15 protein-coding genes are annotated in these 15398 nt (G+C 67.1%); 7 read left to right on the forward strand and 8 right to left on the reverse strand.

Going from position 1 to position 15398, the window contains the following annotated elements; genetic code table 11:
- The first annotated feature begins 21 nt into the window (after positions 1–21).
- The 4 genes from FAZ97_RS32435 (at position 22) to FAZ97_RS32450 (ending at position 2714) form a co-directional block, all read left to right on the forward strand.
- Positions 22–207 (forward strand): DUF3563 family protein, encoded by a 186-nt coding sequence (locus FAZ97_RS32435; RefSeq protein ID WP_158762862.1) that lies wholly within the window; start codon positions 22–24, stop codon positions 205–207.
- Between the two features lie 76 nt (positions 208–283).
- Positions 284–832, forward strand: coding sequence for a YMGG-like glycine zipper-containing protein (locus FAZ97_RS32440; protein ID WP_158762863.1), 549 nt, complete (start codon positions 284–286; stop codon positions 830–832).
- A gap of 11 nt (positions 833–843) precedes the next feature.
- Positions 844–1353 (forward strand): universal stress protein, encoded by a 510-nt coding sequence (locus FAZ97_RS32445; RefSeq protein WP_158762864.1) that lies wholly within the window; start codon positions 844–846, stop codon positions 1351–1353.
- Between the two features lie 113 nt (positions 1354–1466).
- A complete protein-coding gene (locus FAZ97_RS32450) occupies positions 1467–2714 on the forward strand; it encodes a glycosyltransferase (RefSeq protein WP_158762865.1) in 1248 nt (415 codons plus the stop codon).
- Positions 2715–2716: 2 nt separating this feature from the next.
- Here the strand turns inward: FAZ97_RS32450 and ubiM are convergent, their stop codons facing one another.
- From ubiM to FAZ97_RS32465, 3 genes are all read right to left on the reverse strand, one after another.
- Positions 2717–3940: a 5-demethoxyubiquinol-8 5-hydroxylase UbiM gene (gene ubiM / locus FAZ97_RS32455; RefSeq protein WP_267904766.1), complete on the reverse strand. Its 1224-nt coding sequence runs from the start codon at positions 3938–3940 to the stop codon at positions 2717–2719.
- A complete protein-coding gene (locus FAZ97_RS32460) occupies positions 3937–4440 on the reverse strand; it encodes a hemerythrin domain-containing protein (RefSeq protein WP_233272004.1) in 504 nt (167 codons plus the stop codon). Before FAZ97_RS32460 ends, ubiM begins: the two co-directional genes overlap by 4 nt.
- A gap of 252 nt (positions 4441–4692) precedes the next feature.
- The gene (locus tag FAZ97_RS32465; protein WP_158762867.1) at positions 4693–4902 is read right to left on the reverse strand and encodes a hypothetical protein; all 210 of its coding nucleotides are present in this window, start codon (positions 4900–4902) and stop codon (positions 4693–4695) included.
- Positions 4903–5113: 211 nt separating this feature from the next.
- Here FAZ97_RS32465 and FAZ97_RS32470 point away from each other — a divergent pair, with 211 nt between their 5' ends.
- The 3 genes from FAZ97_RS32470 (at position 5114) to FAZ97_RS32480 (ending at position 7639) form a co-directional block, all read left to right on the forward strand.
- Positions 5114–6145 carry a D-cysteine desulfhydrase family protein gene (locus FAZ97_RS32470; RefSeq protein WP_158762868.1) on the forward strand — a complete coding sequence of 344 codons (1032 nt, stop codon included), beginning with the start codon at positions 5114–5116 and terminating at the stop codon, positions 6143–6145.
- A gap of 50 nt (positions 6146–6195) precedes the next feature.
- On the forward strand, positions 6196–6582 hold the full coding sequence (locus FAZ97_RS32475) for an SgcJ/EcaC family oxidoreductase (protein WP_158762869.1): 387 nt from the start codon (positions 6196–6198) through the stop codon (positions 6580–6582).
- Positions 6583–6784: 202 nt separating this feature from the next.
- The gene (locus tag FAZ97_RS32480) at positions 6785–7639 is read left to right on the forward strand and encodes an alpha/beta fold hydrolase (protein WP_158762870.1); all 855 of its coding nucleotides are present in this window, start codon (positions 6785–6787) and stop codon (positions 7637–7639) included.
- 43 nt (positions 7640–7682) lie between these two features.
- Here the strand turns inward: FAZ97_RS32480 and FAZ97_RS32485 are convergent, their stop codons facing one another.
- The 5 genes from FAZ97_RS32485 to FAZ97_RS32505 all read right to left on the reverse strand — a co-directional run bounded on the left by FAZ97_RS32485 (position 7683) and on the right by FAZ97_RS32505 (position 15186).
- Positions 7683–9140: a cytochrome P450 gene (locus tag FAZ97_RS32485; protein ID WP_158762871.1), complete on the reverse strand. Its 1458-nt coding sequence runs from the start codon at positions 9138–9140 to the stop codon at positions 7683–7685.
- 21 nt (positions 9141–9161) lie between these two features.
- Positions 9162–9872, reverse strand: coding sequence for a YceH family protein (locus tag FAZ97_RS32490; RefSeq protein ID WP_158763360.1), 711 nt, complete (start codon positions 9870–9872; stop codon positions 9162–9164).
- A gap of 96 nt (positions 9873–9968) precedes the next feature.
- Entirely contained in the window at positions 9969–12755 is a 2787-nt protein-coding gene (locus tag FAZ97_RS32495; RefSeq protein WP_158762872.1) for an Hsp70 family protein, read from the reverse strand.
- 5 nt (positions 12756–12760) lie between these two features.
- Entirely contained in the window at positions 12761–14605 is a 1845-nt protein-coding gene (locus FAZ97_RS32500; RefSeq protein WP_158762873.1) for an Hsp70 family protein, read from the reverse strand.
- The gene (locus tag FAZ97_RS32505; RefSeq protein WP_158762874.1) at positions 14602–15186 is read right to left on the reverse strand and encodes a DUF2760 domain-containing protein; all 585 of its coding nucleotides are present in this window, start codon (positions 15184–15186) and stop codon (positions 14602–14604) included. The genes FAZ97_RS32500 and FAZ97_RS32505 overlap by 4 nt, the downstream gene beginning before the upstream one ends.
- Positions 15187–15398: the final 212 nt, after the last annotated feature.

Genomic DNA, 15398 nt, shown 5'->3' on the forward strand with positions numbered 1-15398 from the left:
CGCCGTTCAAGGAGAAACATCATGTTCGCCAAACTCGTCAGCAAGCTCGAAGCACACTTCGCGGCCGTGGAAGCCCAACGACGCGATGCCTACCTCGCCTCGTCGGCCGATCTTGCCGATCTCGAGCGCCGAAGCCGGTATTTCGACGTGAACCACAATCCGTTCGCGCCTTACTACCTCGATGAGCCCATCGACTGGCGGCATTAACGCGCGACGGGCGATAACTCGCGCCTAACTATCCTGCCTCAGGATGCTCTCCATGCACTGACTGGACACTCCCATCATGAAACCCTCACAAACCGCCTGCCTTGTCATATCCGCCTGCATCGTCGCCCTCGGCCTGGGCGGGTGCGCCATCATTCCGCCAACGGGCCCAACCGTGGTCGCCTTGCCGCCGAAGGGCAAGCCGCTAGGCGAGTTCCAGCAGGAGGACTATGCATGCCGGAATTACGCCTTCCGCACGGACGGCGCGGCCCAGCCTTCGGCGAGCCATGGCGCGCTGGGCAGTACGGCCATCGGCACCGCAGGCGGCGCGGCAGCCGGCGCGCTTCTAGGCGCTGCTGCGGGCAACGCCGGTGTTGGCGCGGCGATCGGCGCCGGCGCGGGTTTGCTGCTTGGGAGCGCCGTCGGCGCCAATAGCGCGCAGGCGAATTCCGCGAGTTTGCAGGCCAGTTACGACGCGGCTTACTCGCAATGCATGGCGTCCAAGGGCAACAGCATCTCGCAGCCGGCCGTCTATGCGACCGCGCCCGCGTACGCCCCGCCCCCCATGCTGGTACCGGCGCCGGTTGTCTACGGCTATCCGCACGCCTTCACCTACTGGGCGTACTGAGGGCCCTCGACATGTCCAGGACCATCGTTGTTGCAATCAGCCAGAATTCGACCGACGCATTCCTCGCGTCGGCACTCGATACCGCCAGACGTTGCGACGCGCATATTCTCGCCGTGCATATCGTCGACTTGACGCCGTGCTTGACGGGCATGGGCGAGCACCTGGACTACGGGATGATCGCGGGCGCTATGGAAGAAAGCGGCCGCGAGACGCTGGCCCGCGCGATGCGGATACTGGAAGGCAATCAACGCGGCGCTCAGGCGCGCATGTTGACGTCACCGCTGTCCGGGTCGACTATTGGCCGCCAGATCGCTGCGGTTTGTGACGCAGCAGGTGCCGAGCGTGTTCTTCTGGGAGTACGCAAACCGGGTTGGTGGCGCTTCATGAATGAAGATGTCGCCGCGACCGTTCAGCGCCAAACGAGCACATCCGTACAAATCGTCGTCAATACGCGCTGCGCGCCGGGGCTTCATCGCGCGCTCCAGAGCCATCGGCACCAACGCTCAGGATGGGTTCGCTGACCCAGGTTGCAGGCGCGGATTGGTTTAGCGACACTACGCCTGCAGCCGGTTCACGCCATTGCACATGAACCGGCCTCAACGAACGCAGCGCCGAAATCACGGAAAATGGCCTCATGAAGCTACTGATCGCAACCTACGGCACCGAGGGCGATGCGCGCCCGTTCGCCGCGCTGTGCCGTGGCTTGATGGACGCCGGGCACGAAGCGCACCTGCTGGCGGATGCCGCCACGCTGGGCAGCGCCCGCGCACTCGGCGTGCCGGCCACGGCGCTCGCCGGCGACATTCGCGGCATGCTGCGCCCGGACCATGCCATCGCCGGCGTCGTCGGGAAAGGCGGCGGCTTCAATGAGACCGCACGCGCGCTCGCGAAGATCGCCAACGAAAACGCGCCGTCGTGGATGCGCACCATCGTCGAGACGGGCGACGGTTGCGATGCCATTCTGGTTGCCGGGCTGGCCGCGTTCGTGGGGCTTTCCGCGGCGGAATATCTGGGCGCGAAAGGCATCGGCTCGGGCATGATCCCGCTCACGCCCACGGCGGCCTTCCCCTCTGCGTTCCTGCCGTCCGCCTGGGTGCCGCGCGTGCTCAACCGCGCGAGCCACGGCCTTGTGAACGCCATGCTCTGGAAGGCATTCCGCGACAAGACCAACGCCGCGCGCGCGACGTTCGGCCTGCCGCCGCGCAAGGCGGTATGGAAGGACCACCCGATGGTGTATGGCATCTCGCCAAGCCTGCTGGCCGTGCCCGCCGACTGGCCCGCGAACGCGCATCTTTGCGGACAGTGGCTCGCGCCGAGCCCGGCCTGGACCCCGCCGCCCGCATTGGCGCACTTCCTCGCCGCTGGCGAAGCGCCCGTCTACATCGGCTTTGGCAGCATGACGGGCTTCGACAATGCGCGCCTGCTGGCCGCCCTGATCGAAGCCATGCGGGGCCGGCGCGCACTCTTCTACCCGGGCTGGAGCGGCATCGATCCAAAGACGCTTCCCGAAAACTTCTTCGTTGTCGGCGACACGCCGCACGACTGGCTGCTCCCGCGCACCGCCGCCGTCATTCATCACGGCGGCTCCGGTACTTCGCACTCCGCAACACGCGCCGGCGTGCCTTCCATCGTGACGCCGTTCGCGGGCGACCAGTTCTTCTGGGCGCAGCGCCTGCGCGCGGCGGGCGTCGCACCGGCGGCCGTCGATGGACGCAAGCCGAGCGCCAAAGCGTTCGCGAGCGCGCTCGACTTTACCGCCAGCGAAGCGGTGCGAAGCCGCGCCCGCGCATTAGGCAAAACGTTGCGTGCGGAAAACGGCGTGGAGAACGCGGTGGCCGTCCTCGAGCGCATCGTCGCGGTCGACGTGCGCGAGGGCGCCTGAAGCTAGCCGGTTAGCGAAGCCGCAATCGCCTTCCTGAACGGCATCAGCCGGGAAGCGGCGCGCAGCATGAGGTCGCGCGCCAGTTTCGCGGGTGCGCTGTTGTTCGTATAGACGTCGGTGATGAAGCGCGTCGCGAGATAAAGCGGCCGGGTCGCGCGGCGATGCTGGGTTTCGTAGCGCTGCAAAACCTGCCGGGCGCCGATGTCGAAGCCGCTTTTTTTTGCCTCAATAATTCGGTTACCTAAGGTTTCCACCCCGAGCAAACCGAAATTGAAGCCATGCGCGGTTACCGGATGCATGCCGACCGCGGCGTCGCCCACAACCGCGAAGCGTTTGCCGACAAAGCGCTCCGGATAAACGGCAACGAGCGGATAGACATGCCGCGTGCTTGCCAGCTTCATCGCGCCCAGCCTGTGCATGAAACGGTGTTCGATATGTCTCGCGAATGCGTCGGGTTCGAGCGCCGCGATCTCGTTGACCTGGCCCACCGGCAGCGTGAGCACGACCGACGACTGGTGCGCGTTCGTCGAGCGCTCCGCGTTCATGGGAAGCAGCGCGAGCGTTTGATCGTACCCGAACCATTCCCACGCAGCCTGGTCATGCGGCGCTTCATGCGTCATGCGGCAAACCAGCATGGCCTTGCCGAAATCGTGCATGTTGGCGGCAATGCCCATCATCTTGCGCGTGGACGAGAAGCGGCTGTCCGCCGCGACGATCAATCTGGCCGTTAGCGTCTCGCCGTTTTCCAATGTCACGCTCGCCTGATCCTCGCCGGCTTTCACGCCGCTGACCTTTTGCGCGGCGAGCAGCGTCACGTCGCCGTGCCCTGCCGTGCTTTCCCGCAGCGCCTCATAGGCCGCGCTGCGAATCAGATGATTGGAGACGAGCCAGCCCAGTTCCGTATGGCCGCTCAGGTCGTGCCCAATCTCGAGCGCCCCCGGCGAGGTACCGTTGAACACCCTGGCGCTGCACAGCGGCGCACGCGCGTGCGGGTCGATACGATCCCAAAGCCCGAACTTGCGCATCAAGCGCACCGACTGTTGCGTCAGCGCGATCTCGCGGCCATCGAACTGCGGCTCGCTGATGTCGGCGAGGCACTGCTGCTCGACCATGACGATCTTGAGGCCAACACCACTGAGCGAGCGCGCGAGACAGAGCCCCACCGGCCCGGCGCCCACAATGACGATATCTGCTTGCATGAATCGAACGATTTGAAGGTGACTCAAACGACCTGATCGACCTGATCGACCTGATCGACCTGATCGACCTGATCGACCTGATCGACCTGATCGGCCTTCGCGATGCCGCGTTCGCGCAGGCCTTCGACCATGAGCGCGTCCATCGACTTCACGTGCCACGCGAACCATTCGCGCAACTCGCGCACCAGTTGCCGCCCGGTTTCGAAGCGCCCTTCGTCGGCCACTTGCCTGCGCACTTCGCCGGCCACGTTCAGCACGTGCCGGTGCTGGCCTGCATGGCAATGGCGCGGACCGAAGTTCAGCTCTTCCATCCACGCTTCTTCCTGCGCGAAATGCTGCTTCGTGTGCGCGGCCCACGCGTCGAACGCGCCGATCCATGTTTCATCGCTCGCGAGCGCGAGCGCATCGAGCAGCGCGACGAACCCGGCATGCATCGTATCGGTCATGGGTTCGCCCAGTTGCAGATCGGGCGCAAGCGTTGGCGAAGGGCGCGGCGCGCGTGAGGTCATGAAGGAAAGTGGCGGCATTCGGCAGCGCTCTGAAATGCCCTCGCGGGCAAATTTTCACGATACCAGCGCGCGGAGGATTGCGAGATGACTTTTGGCAAACGTCGCACGATCGGTCACTGAGACCGATGGACGCGGTATGCCCGCATCGGCGCGATCAAACGAAAGGAAACGTCGAATCCGGCTCAGCGCGGGTGGCGCGGGCCGCAAGCATGGAAGGGTGCGAGGGGAAGTGCCGCAGACGCAAAAACACGAAGCCGCGCGGCGCGCGGCTCAAACCAGTTCGGCGAGATTGACGAGGGCGCGGTCGCCGTCGGATTGTGCTTCGTTTTCGGCGCGGAACGGCTTCTCGCTGTACGCGATGACCTTGAACCCCCCGCCTGCCGAACGCTCGATGGTGATACCCCAGTGCCAGCCGCCTTCCTGTTCGAATACGTGCAGCCTCGGACTCGATGGTTGGCTCGGCGATTGAAAAATATTCATGTGAAGCCTCCCGTGGTGGGAATATCGTCTCGGACGATTGCCTGGATAGGAATCAGTTTAAAAACCTCCTTGCTGCGACGCAATACGGAATTACGTGGACGTGAGAACCCTGAGGCGTTACGCATGATTCGAGAATTACCCTGTTTATGATTCGGCGCGTGGCAATCGCGAATGAACCGCGAATGCCGCCATCCCAAACTCCGAGACAGCAATGACTACCGTAACGAACGCCGCGTTCCCGTACCCGCTCGATCTTTCGCGGCATGCTCGCCGCGCATTGCTGGAAGGACCCACGCCGATCCAGTTATTGCCGCGACTAAGCCGCGAACTTGGGGGCGTGAATGTGTATGTCAAGCGCGACGATCTGACTGGCCTGGGCGGCGGCGGCAACAAGCTGCGCAAGCTCGAGTTTCTAATGGGCGAAGCACTGGCGGCGGGCGCGAACACCATCGTCACCGTGGGCGCGCGCCAGTCGAACCACGCGCGCTTGACGGCGGCGGCCGCCGCGCAAGCGGGCCTGCAGTGCGAACTGGTGCTCACGCGGGCCGTGCCGCGCGACGACTTCGAGTATCGGGAGAACGGCAACATCCTGCTCGACGACCTGCTCGGCGCTCGCGTGCACGATTTGCCCGGCACGGCCAATGCGCTGGCGTTCGCGCAGGCGCGCGCCGAAGAACTGCGCGCCCAGGGCCGCTCGGTCTACGTGTGCCCGCTGGGCGGGTCGAGCCCGGTGGGCTGTCTCGGCTATGCGGCGTGCGCGGCCGAAATCCTGACCCAGGCACAGGCGCAGGGACTGCGCTTCGCGCGCATTGTCATCCCTAACGGCAGCGGCGGCATGCACGCGGGGCTGGCTGCCGGTTTTGCGGCGCTCGGCATCGACCCGAGCCTCGTGCTTGCGTACACGGTGCTCGCGAAGACAGAGCAGGCCTATGCCACCACGTTCGAGAAAGCCGGCAAGACGCTCGAACTGATCGATCCGGCGCGGCGCATCGAGGGCGCGTCGATCGTGATCGAGGGCGCACAGCTCGGCGACGGATACGGCATGCCGACCGACGCCATGCGCGAGGCCGTACGGCTCGTGGCTTCGAAAGAAGGCCTGCTGCTCGACCCCGTGTACAGCGGCAAGGCATTCGCCGGTCTCACACAGGCCGTACGCTCGGGACGCTTTACAAGCGGCGAGAACGTCCTCTTCATCATGACTGGCGGCTTGCCGGGTCTGTTCGCTTATCGCAGCGCGTTCTGAGGCCCTGCGCAATCGGGATTGCGTCGAACTGAACGACATGGGAGATCACAATGACCGACGACGAACGCGCCATTCGCGAGCTGGTGCAAACATGGATAGAAGCCAGCCGCGCCGGCGACACGGCCAAAGTGCTAAGCCTGATGACCGACGACGTGGTGTTCACGGTGCCCGGCCAGGAGCCGTTTGGCAAAGCGGAGTTCGCCGCGGCTTCCCAGGCGCAGCAAGACATGCGCATCGAGGGCTCGGCCGAGATCGTGGAACTTCAGGTGCTGGGGGACTGGGCGTTTCTGCGCAATCGCATCGATATTTCCATCACGCCGCCGGGCGCGGCCCAGCCGATGCGGCGGGCGGGCTACACGCTCACGCTCGTGCGCAAGGATGCAAGCGGGCGCTGGCTGCTCGCGCGCGACGCCAATCTTGTCGCGCCGACGCCATAAACCCGCCTGCGCACGTCAGGCCGCCATGCGTGGGCACGCACGTTTGCTTTCATCGATGAAAGACAACAACCCCGCCCGGCAAGGCTCACCGCGTTGCGCCCCCTTTTCCAATCAGAAAACCTTATCGATTCCTTCAGTTTATTGAGTTTCCCTTAATTATGCGCTTGCGGCAAAGTGACGCTCATACGCTTGGAGCCACTCCTTGAACCAACGCATCGATCCCTCCCTACTTGCTGCGCCCGACCTGTCGTACGCCACATTGCACTCGGGCATTGCCCTGCCGTTCCTCGAGCGCGGCGAAGGCGAGCCGCTGCTGTTCGTCCACGGATCGCTCTGCGATTACCGCTACTGGATGCCGCAACTCAACGGCCTTTCGGAGCATTTCCGCTGCATCGCGCCGAGCCTGAGCCATTACTGGCCCGCGGCGGATGCCTGCATTCAGGGAGATTTCGGCTGGGAGAGCCACGTCACCGAGCTGGCCGATTTCATCGATGCGCTCGGCCTCGAATCGGTGCACCTCGTGGGTCACTCGCGCGGCGGCAGCGTGGCGTGGCATCTCGCGCGCCGCTATCCGCGCCTCGTGCGCACGCTGGTGCTGGCCGACCCCGGCGGCCCGCTCTCGCGCGTTGACGACGACGAAGCCGCGCTGCCGCCCGCCACCAACGCGCTGCGCACGCGTGCGGCCGACCTCATCCATGCCGGCGAAGTCGAAGCGGGGCTCGAGTTGTTCGTCGACTCCGTGAGCGTGCCGGGCGCGTGGAAGAAAGGCTCGGCGGCGTTTCGCCAGATGGCCATCGCCAACGCCACGACGCTGCCCAAGCAGTTGCAGGACCCGCTCTCGCCCTACGCACCGCGCGCCGCCGGCGAGATCAAGTGCCGCACGCTGCTCATCGACGGCCAGCGCAGCCCGCTCATGTTCCGCAACAACGTCGAAGCGCTCGAAGAGTGGATCGCGTTCGCGCGCCGCGTCACGATCAAGGGCGCCACGCACGGCATGAACGGCACGCACCCCGACCTCTTCAACACGCACGTGCATACCTTCATTACGCAGGGTTGAGACGTCAGTCGCGACCCGGTTGATACCTCGATCAGGTTCGCGGTCACTGAACCGTCGGCCGGCATTCCAGCCGCACCGGCATGCGGTTCGGCACCATCGCGAACGCCGTGATTTCCTCGATCGTCGCAGGATCGACGGCAAGCCTCACCTTGAAGCGGTTCATCAACGTGGAGAGCACGAGGCGCATTTCCATGGCGGCGAGATGCCGCCCCGGACACACACGCGGCCCCGCGCCGAACTGTACCCATGCGCGCGGATCGTGCACGCGCGCATCGGCATCTGCATGGCCGCGCAGCCATCGGTCAGGATCGAAGCGCTCGGGCTGTGCGTAGTGGCGCGAGTCAAGCATCGGCGGCCGGGTGAGAAAGAACATCTTCGAACCGGCGGGCAGCGCAACGCCACCCACCTCCACATTCTCGACAGGCTCGAACGCCATGATCGCGGCCACGGGGCGAAAGCGCAGCGTTTCGCTGCAGACGGCTTCGAACAGGTCGAGGTCCTTCACGAGGCCGTAGTCCGGACACACATCGTGTTCACCCAGCACCGCCCGCGCTTCGTTGGCGAGGCGCTGCTGCAGCGGTTCGTCGGCGGCCAGATAGAAGAGCGACCACGCCAGCGCGTTGGCCGTGGTGTCCTCGCCCGCGAGCAAGAGCGTGAGCACGTTGGCGGCAATGATGTCGTCGGTCACTTCGGAGCCTGGCGCCGAGCCTGGAGCATCTCGCAGTGCCAGCATCGCTTCGAGCAGATGGCGCGGCGCGCGGACGATTGAGGACGGCGCGTCGCGCATGCGCTCGCGCGAGCGCGCCATCATGCCGCGTATCGTGCGATGCACTTCGGCCAGCGCCCGGTCCGTGCGGCGGTCGCGCGGCAAACGCACGTAGCGCCAGTATGGAAACGGCGCGTTCACGCGATGCATGAGCGTCGGGAAAATCTGTGCGAGATGTTCCTGAATCACACCGCGCTCCTGTTCGAGCGTGCGCGGGTCTTCGCCGAAGGCGAGCGCGCTTGTCACGTCCACCGTGTAGCGTTTGAGGTCGTCAGTCATCTCGACCACGTCGCCGCGCTCGGCCGCGCGCTGCCAGCGGTCGTGCAGCCGCGCCGTGATGGCTTGCAGCGTCGGATAGAAGCCGCGGATGTGCGGGATGGAAAGCGCCTGCATGACGAGCCGGCGCTGCGGCTGCCACGCGGCGCCCTCGGCCGAGAACACGCCGTTGCAGCCGATCTCGGCAAGGACAGGTTCGAGCGACGCGTAACGCCGGTAGCGGTGCGGACGCTCGCGCATCACGCTCTGGCTCAGTTCCGCGTCGCTCCATACCGTGACGGGCATGCCGCAGATCTGGAAGCGATACGGCGTGCCGAGTTCCTGCGCCCAGTGTTCGAGCACGCGGTGCAGCCTCGGCGCATTCAGCTGATGGAGATTGCCGATGAGCGGCAAGCCGCGCGGGCACGGCAGGTCGCGCACCTGGCGCAGGCGCTGGGCGGAGGATGCTGCGGCGTCCATTGCGCGGCGCGGGGATGGCGCTCAGTCGAGCGACATCCCCAGTTCGGCGGCCATGCGTGCGACGAGCGTTTGCAGGCGCGCGACTTCGTCGGCGAGACGCTGCTGCTCGGCGCGCACCGCCTCGAAGTCCGCGAGCGAGACGCTCTCACCGGCTTCCTCGCGAGCGCCGGACGCGCTGGTCCCCGCAGCGGCAAAACTCGCCATGTTCACTTCACCGCACAGCAAATGCATCCAGCGGCTTTCGCGCTCGCCCGGCGCGCGCGGCAGTTTCACTACGAGCGGCGGCTCGCGCTCGGCCAGTTCTTCCAGGAAGCCTTCGACCGACGAGACATCGGCGAAACCGTGCAGGCGTGCCGAATTCAGGCGCAATTCCGCCGCCGTCTGCGCGCCGCGCAGCAGCAGAACGGTCAGGAGCGCCACGGCCTGGCTCGGCACGCCGAGGACGCGGTTCAGGTTGTGCTCGAAGCGCGGCACGCGGCTGCTGCTGCCTTCGAACACGAGGCTCAGCAGCTTGAGGTCTTCGATGGCGGCCAGCACGTCGGCTTCGCTCACGTTCATGACCGGCGTGCGCGCGGTCTTCTGGTTGCAGCCGAGCGTGAGCGCGTTGAGCGAAAGCGGATAGGTGTCGGGCACCGTGTGCTGCTTTTCGACCAGCACGCCGACGATACGCGCCTCGATTGGCGAGAGCGCGCGCAAGGCGCGCGGCGAGGAAGCATCGGCAGGAGAATTCATGGGCAGATCGACCACGCTGTGGTTCATGTTGGCATCAGGCGTTCGATCATACGCGCGCGGCGCTTCTTGCAGAAGTCAGGTGTCACGCGCCCGAGTTCAACCCGCGATCAGCTTCAGCCCCGCCGGCAGCGCCTCGCCGAACACGCGGCCCGTGTCCGCCGTATCGAGCGCGACGACTTCGCGCACCATCGTCACCCACGCAGGCGGTGCGTTCGCCGACTCCAAGCGGCGCACCACCGTCTCGCGCAGTTCGGGCGGCAAATCGCGCGAGCGGTCGCCCGTCATGCGCGCGATCTGCGCGGCGGCGAACATCGCCGGCTCGATCTTTTTCCAGTCGAGCGCGAGGATCGCATCGAGCCAACGCGCGGCGGTTTCCGGCGGCACCACGCCGTGCGCGCTGCCGTAGAACGGCTGGCGCGCGCCGATACGGCCCACGGCCCACCACGTCTGATGATTCTCGGAAGGCTTTTGCAGCCGCTGCAACAGCCGCTCGCCGATCTCGATCTTGCGCTCGGCCGCAATCTGCTCGAGCGATGCATAGAGCCGGATCATGTCCGCATGGGCGAGCTTCGCGGGGTCGAAAGGCAGCTTGTGGCGCTTCGAGCCGGCCGCTTCTTCGAGGTACGTCATCGCCTCCAGCACCTCGTGCTGCTGCGCCTCGTTCAGGCCGCCCGCCGCGCGCCGCCAGAGCGTCCACCACTCCGACCAGACCTGGCCTTCGCCCACGAACTGGATGCCGTCGTCGAAGAGTGTCCAAAGCTGTTCGACGCGCCATTCGTCGAGCGGATAGCCGAAGCCCGGCCGCAGGCTGAAGCCGGCGAGGTTCAACCACACGCGTTCATGATCGGCGGAGCGGCGGCGCTTGCCCGCGCGCTCCCAGAGCGCGCCGAACAGCTCGCGCAGCAGCGGGCCGTCCCAGTTCTGGCGCGGACCGAGCCGCTCTTCGAGATGCGCGCGCAGACGCTTCACTTCTTTCGCGTCGATCTTGGCGGAGCGCGCGCCGAACACGCGTTCGATCGCTTCGATGGCGTCGTCGAGTCCCGCGTGGCGTGACTCGCCGTGCGTCCCGCTCGCACCACTCTCGTGCTCCGCGCGGCGCAGCGCGAATTCGAGCAGCCAGCGCTGCGAGGCGTCGTCAGTGGCGATGCAGTGCATCTCCAGCGTGCCGACTTCGGTCAGCGCGGTCGTGAGTTTGACGGGGCGCTCGCGCGCGGCTTTCGCATCGCCGCTTGCGGGCACCACCGTCGCGAGCGGCGGCAGGCGCACGAAGTCGCCCGCAGCCAGATCGGTCAACTCGCCGGGCTGCCACGCCGTGTCGGCCACTGTCGATGCGAGGTGGAACTGCACCGGCTGACCAAGTTGCAACGCGAACGTGCGGTCGTCCAGATGCAACTCGTGGCCTTCCTCCGTGCCGCGCGGAAGGACGCACACGCCGCGCGGTGCGGCATCGGCGCCCGCGCCTTCGTCGAGCACGAGAAAGTAGCTGCGCGGCGAGCCGCCGCCAATACGCGGCGCGTGGCCCGCGCGCGCGAGCGCATACGCGACCGCGCCACGCGCGACAGCCACGTCGGGCTGATCGTTGCGCAGCACATTGAGCGGCTCGCCACGCCACGCGCCGAGCGTGTCGGCCAGACGCTGCGCGAGCGCGCGTGCGCGGAACACGCCGCCGTTAAGCAGCAGTGCGTCGGGCATCGGCAGCGCGGCGCTTTCTCCACCTGTTGCGCCCAACGCCTCGCGCGACTGCGCAGCGAAGCGCTGCAAAAACGCCGCGATATGGCGCGTGATGGCCGGATCGGCGGCATAGGGCAAACCGAACTCGACGATCGCCGCGCGCGAGCGGCGCGGCAGATCGCCGGCCGCGCCCATCGGGAAGAAACCGTCCACCACGATCTGAGCGACTTCCTCGCGGCCAAGCTGCGTGCTGCGCGCGCCGCCCACGAGACGCGCGCCAGCGCCGAGCAGCGTGATCGGCAGCGATTCGGGCGCGCTCGCGTCGAGCAGTTGCTCCTTCGCGACACGGCAGCGCTCGACGAGCTGCGAGAGGCTCGCCGCGCTCAAGCGCGTTTGCGCGTTGGCGAGGCGGCTCTCGGCCAGATGGGCGAGCGCGAGGTCCATGTTGTCGCCGCCCAGCATAAGATGATTGCCCACGCCTATACGCGTGAGCTGCGGCTCGCCGTTCTCGAACTGCACCTTGATGAGCGTGAGGTCGGTCGTGCCGCCGCCCACGTCGCAGACCAGCACGAGACGCGACGCGCCGAGCTGGGCGTCGAGCGTAGCGCGATGGTGATACAGCCAGTCGTAAAACGCGGCTTGCGGTTCTTCTAGCAGACGCAGCGCGGGCAGCTTCGCGAGCCGCGCCGCTTCGAGCGTGAGCGCGCGCGCGCCGTCGTCGAACGAGGCGGGCACGGTCAGCACGACGTCCTGATCTTCGAGCGGCGCATGCGGGAAGCGATGATTCCACGCGGCGCGCACATGCGCGAGATAACTCGCGCTCGCGGCAACCGGCGAAACCTTGGCGACGTCTTCGGGTGCGCCCCACGGCAGGATCGGCGCGAGGCGGTCCACGGCCGCGTGCGAGAGCCAGCTCTTCGCGCTCGCCACGAGCCGCCCCGGCACCTGCGCGCCGAGCGTGCGCGCGAGGCGGCCGATGACCGCGTCATCGCCTTGCGCAGGCGCGCTCCACGGCAAACGCAAGTCGCCGGCCGCAAGCTCGCCCGCCGCCGGGTGATAGCGCGCGGAAGGCAGCATCTTTTCCGCGCCCACTTCGCCGAGGCCGGTTAGCTGCTCGACGTCGAACACGCGGATCGCGTCGCCGCCGGCCTCCACGTACGCCACGACGGTATTGCTCGTCCCCAGGTCGATGCCGACGACGTATGGCTTCATCGGGCTCAGTCGCCTGCTCCGCCACGCACGTCGAACTCGACCTTCCAGCGCTCGTTCGTGCCGCTCGGCATCGCTTCGAGCTCGAGCGTGCCCGCTTCCGTCACGCGCGCGTGCAGCTTCACGGGCACGACTTCGCCGGGCGTGCGGCCTTCGGTGGGCAGCGTGGCCTGGATCTCCTCCAGTTCCTGCAATTCTTCAGGCGACCAGTAGTCGAGCATCGTGCCGACCTGATCCAGACGCCGCACCGAAGAACCGAAGAAACGGAAGTGCACCGGCTCGCCCACCACGAGGCCGAACTCCTGCGGCGGCAGCGCCGCCTCGGTACCCTCTTCCATGCCGAACGGCGCGACGCAGAGCGCCGACACCGGCGGCTCGAGCCCCGGCACGGCCGGCATGGCCGATTCGACCGCCACGTAGTACGCGCGCGCCGTGCCGCCGCGAATGCGCACGCCCCGTCCGCGTTTCACGTAGCCGTAATAGGCCGCGCCGCGCGCCACCGCGAGGTCGAGATCCGCCCCGCCGAGCAAACGCGCCGGTGCAGCGCCCTCGGCCGCGAGCCAGCCGCCCAGGATATCGAGCACGCGTTGCGAGAGCAACGGCGACTTGAATACGCCGCCGTTGAAGAGCACAGCGGTGGGATGCAGGAAGGTCGCGCCTGCGGGCGGCGCGCCGAAACCTTCGAGTTCCGCGAGCGCCTGGACCTGGCGGCCGAGGAAGGCCGCGAGATGGCGCGTGACGCCCGCATCCTGCGCATAGGGCAGGCCAAGCTGCGTGAGGCCCACGCGCGTGCGCACGGCGGGGCGCGCTGCGGCGTCCACCTGCGGGAAGAAGCCCTCGAGAATGATCTGCGTGAGTTCGGCGCGCGTGAGCTCCGTGCGGATCGACCCGCCGATGAGCTTCGAGCCGCGGCTCGGCACGACGATCGGCACCGTTTCGACGGAGGCGTCGGAGAGCAGCGTTTCCTTCGCCGAGCGGCACGCGTAGGTCAGCGCGCGCAACTGCCACGGGTCCGCTTGCGTGCCCTGCGCCGCGAGCTTGCGCGCGACCACGTGCGCGAGTGCGAGGTCCATGTTGTCGCCGCCGAGCAGAATGTGCTCGCCCACGGCCACGCGGTGCAGTTCGAGATTGCCTTCGCGCTCGACCACGGCGATCAGCGAAAGGTCGGTCGTACCGCCGCCCACATCCACCACGAGGATGATGTCGCCGACCTTCACGTCCTTGCGCCACGCGCCGCCGCTCTTTTGAATCCAGCTATAGAGCGCAGCTTGCGGCTCTTCCAGCAGCGTCATGTTCGCGTAGCCCGCCGCCTGCGCGGCTTCCGCCGTCAGCTCGCGCGCGGCGGGGTCGAACGAGGCCGGAATCGTGACGGTGACTTCCTGCTCACCGAACGGCGCCTCGGGATGCGCGTGGTCCCAGGCCTCGCGCAGGTGCGTGAGATAACGCACCGAGCTTTCGAGCGGCGACACGCGCGCGACTTCAGGCGGGGCGTCGTTCGGCAGAATGGCCGCGCGGCGGTCCACGCCGGGGTGGCACAGCCAGCTCTTCGCGCTCGAAACGAGGCGGATCGGCGTGCCCGCGCCACGGCTGCGCGCAAGCTCGCCCACGGCGTACTCGCGCGTGGTGGTCCACGGCAGCGTGAGGTCGCCCGGCGTCAGCTCGCCCGCATGCGGCAAATAGAGAAATGAGGGCAGCAGGTCGGGCGATTCCAGCGTGCCCGGCGCCGTGAGCTGGGTCACGTTCAACACGCCCTGCTGGGTCTTTTCGCCATCGCTGGCGGTGAGGTCGACGTAGGACAGCGCGCAATGCGTCGTGCCCAGGTCAACGCCGATCGAATAACGCGGATCGCTCACAGCTCCACCTCCGCCGGCGCGATGATGCGCGCGTCATGCGTCTTGACGAGTTGCGGCAGCTTGACCTCCTCGACGCGCCAGCCGCGATGCGTGAGGCTGCCGCTGAACGGCGCCTCGCCGACCACGTTGCCGGTGAGGCGCACGGCCGCGGCGTCGAAGCCGGCCGGCAGCGTCACGCGCACGCCTTCGGACTCGCTGCGCACCGGGCGGATCGAGAAGTGGTCGCGCAGCGTGGCGCGGCAGCCTTCGTGGACGATGCGGGCGGCGGCGCCGATATCCGCATCGGCATAACCGGCAATGTCTTCCTCGACGAAATCGACGAAGCGCGCGTTGCGCTGGAGCAGGCCGAGCAGCTGCAGCGCGGCGTCGGCCGTGGCTTCCTTGATGACGGTGGGTGCGGGCGCGGGTGCGGGTGCCGGCTTCGCGACCGGAGCCGCGGCGGGTGCGGGCGCGGCGGGGGCGAGCCCGCCTTCACGCAGACGGCGCACATTGGCGGCAAGCTCGCCGTCGCCGAGGATCGCGAAGAACGATCCCAGCGCGACCGAAAGGCGGCCGAAGAAAGACAGATTCGATTCGGGCATGTAGACGACTCCAATATCGCTTGAGGGCTCGCAGGCAAGGCGAGCCGACCTGCCGGGCTCGCAACGAGGCCCGATCGATGCCTGGAAGGAGGCGGCCGGCAGGGGAAACTCGAGCCCGGCGCGGGCTCAAAACCCGTATTTTGCCTTGTCGCGGGCGCAAGCCGGTCAAAATGCGGGATTTGGCGGGGGAATGGCGTGCCCGGCGCGGCGCG

It is taken from the genome of Paraburkholderia acidiphila, assembly GCF_009789655.1.
Classification (GTDB): Bacteria; Pseudomonadota; Gammaproteobacteria; order Burkholderiales; family Burkholderiaceae; genus Paraburkholderia; species Paraburkholderia acidiphila.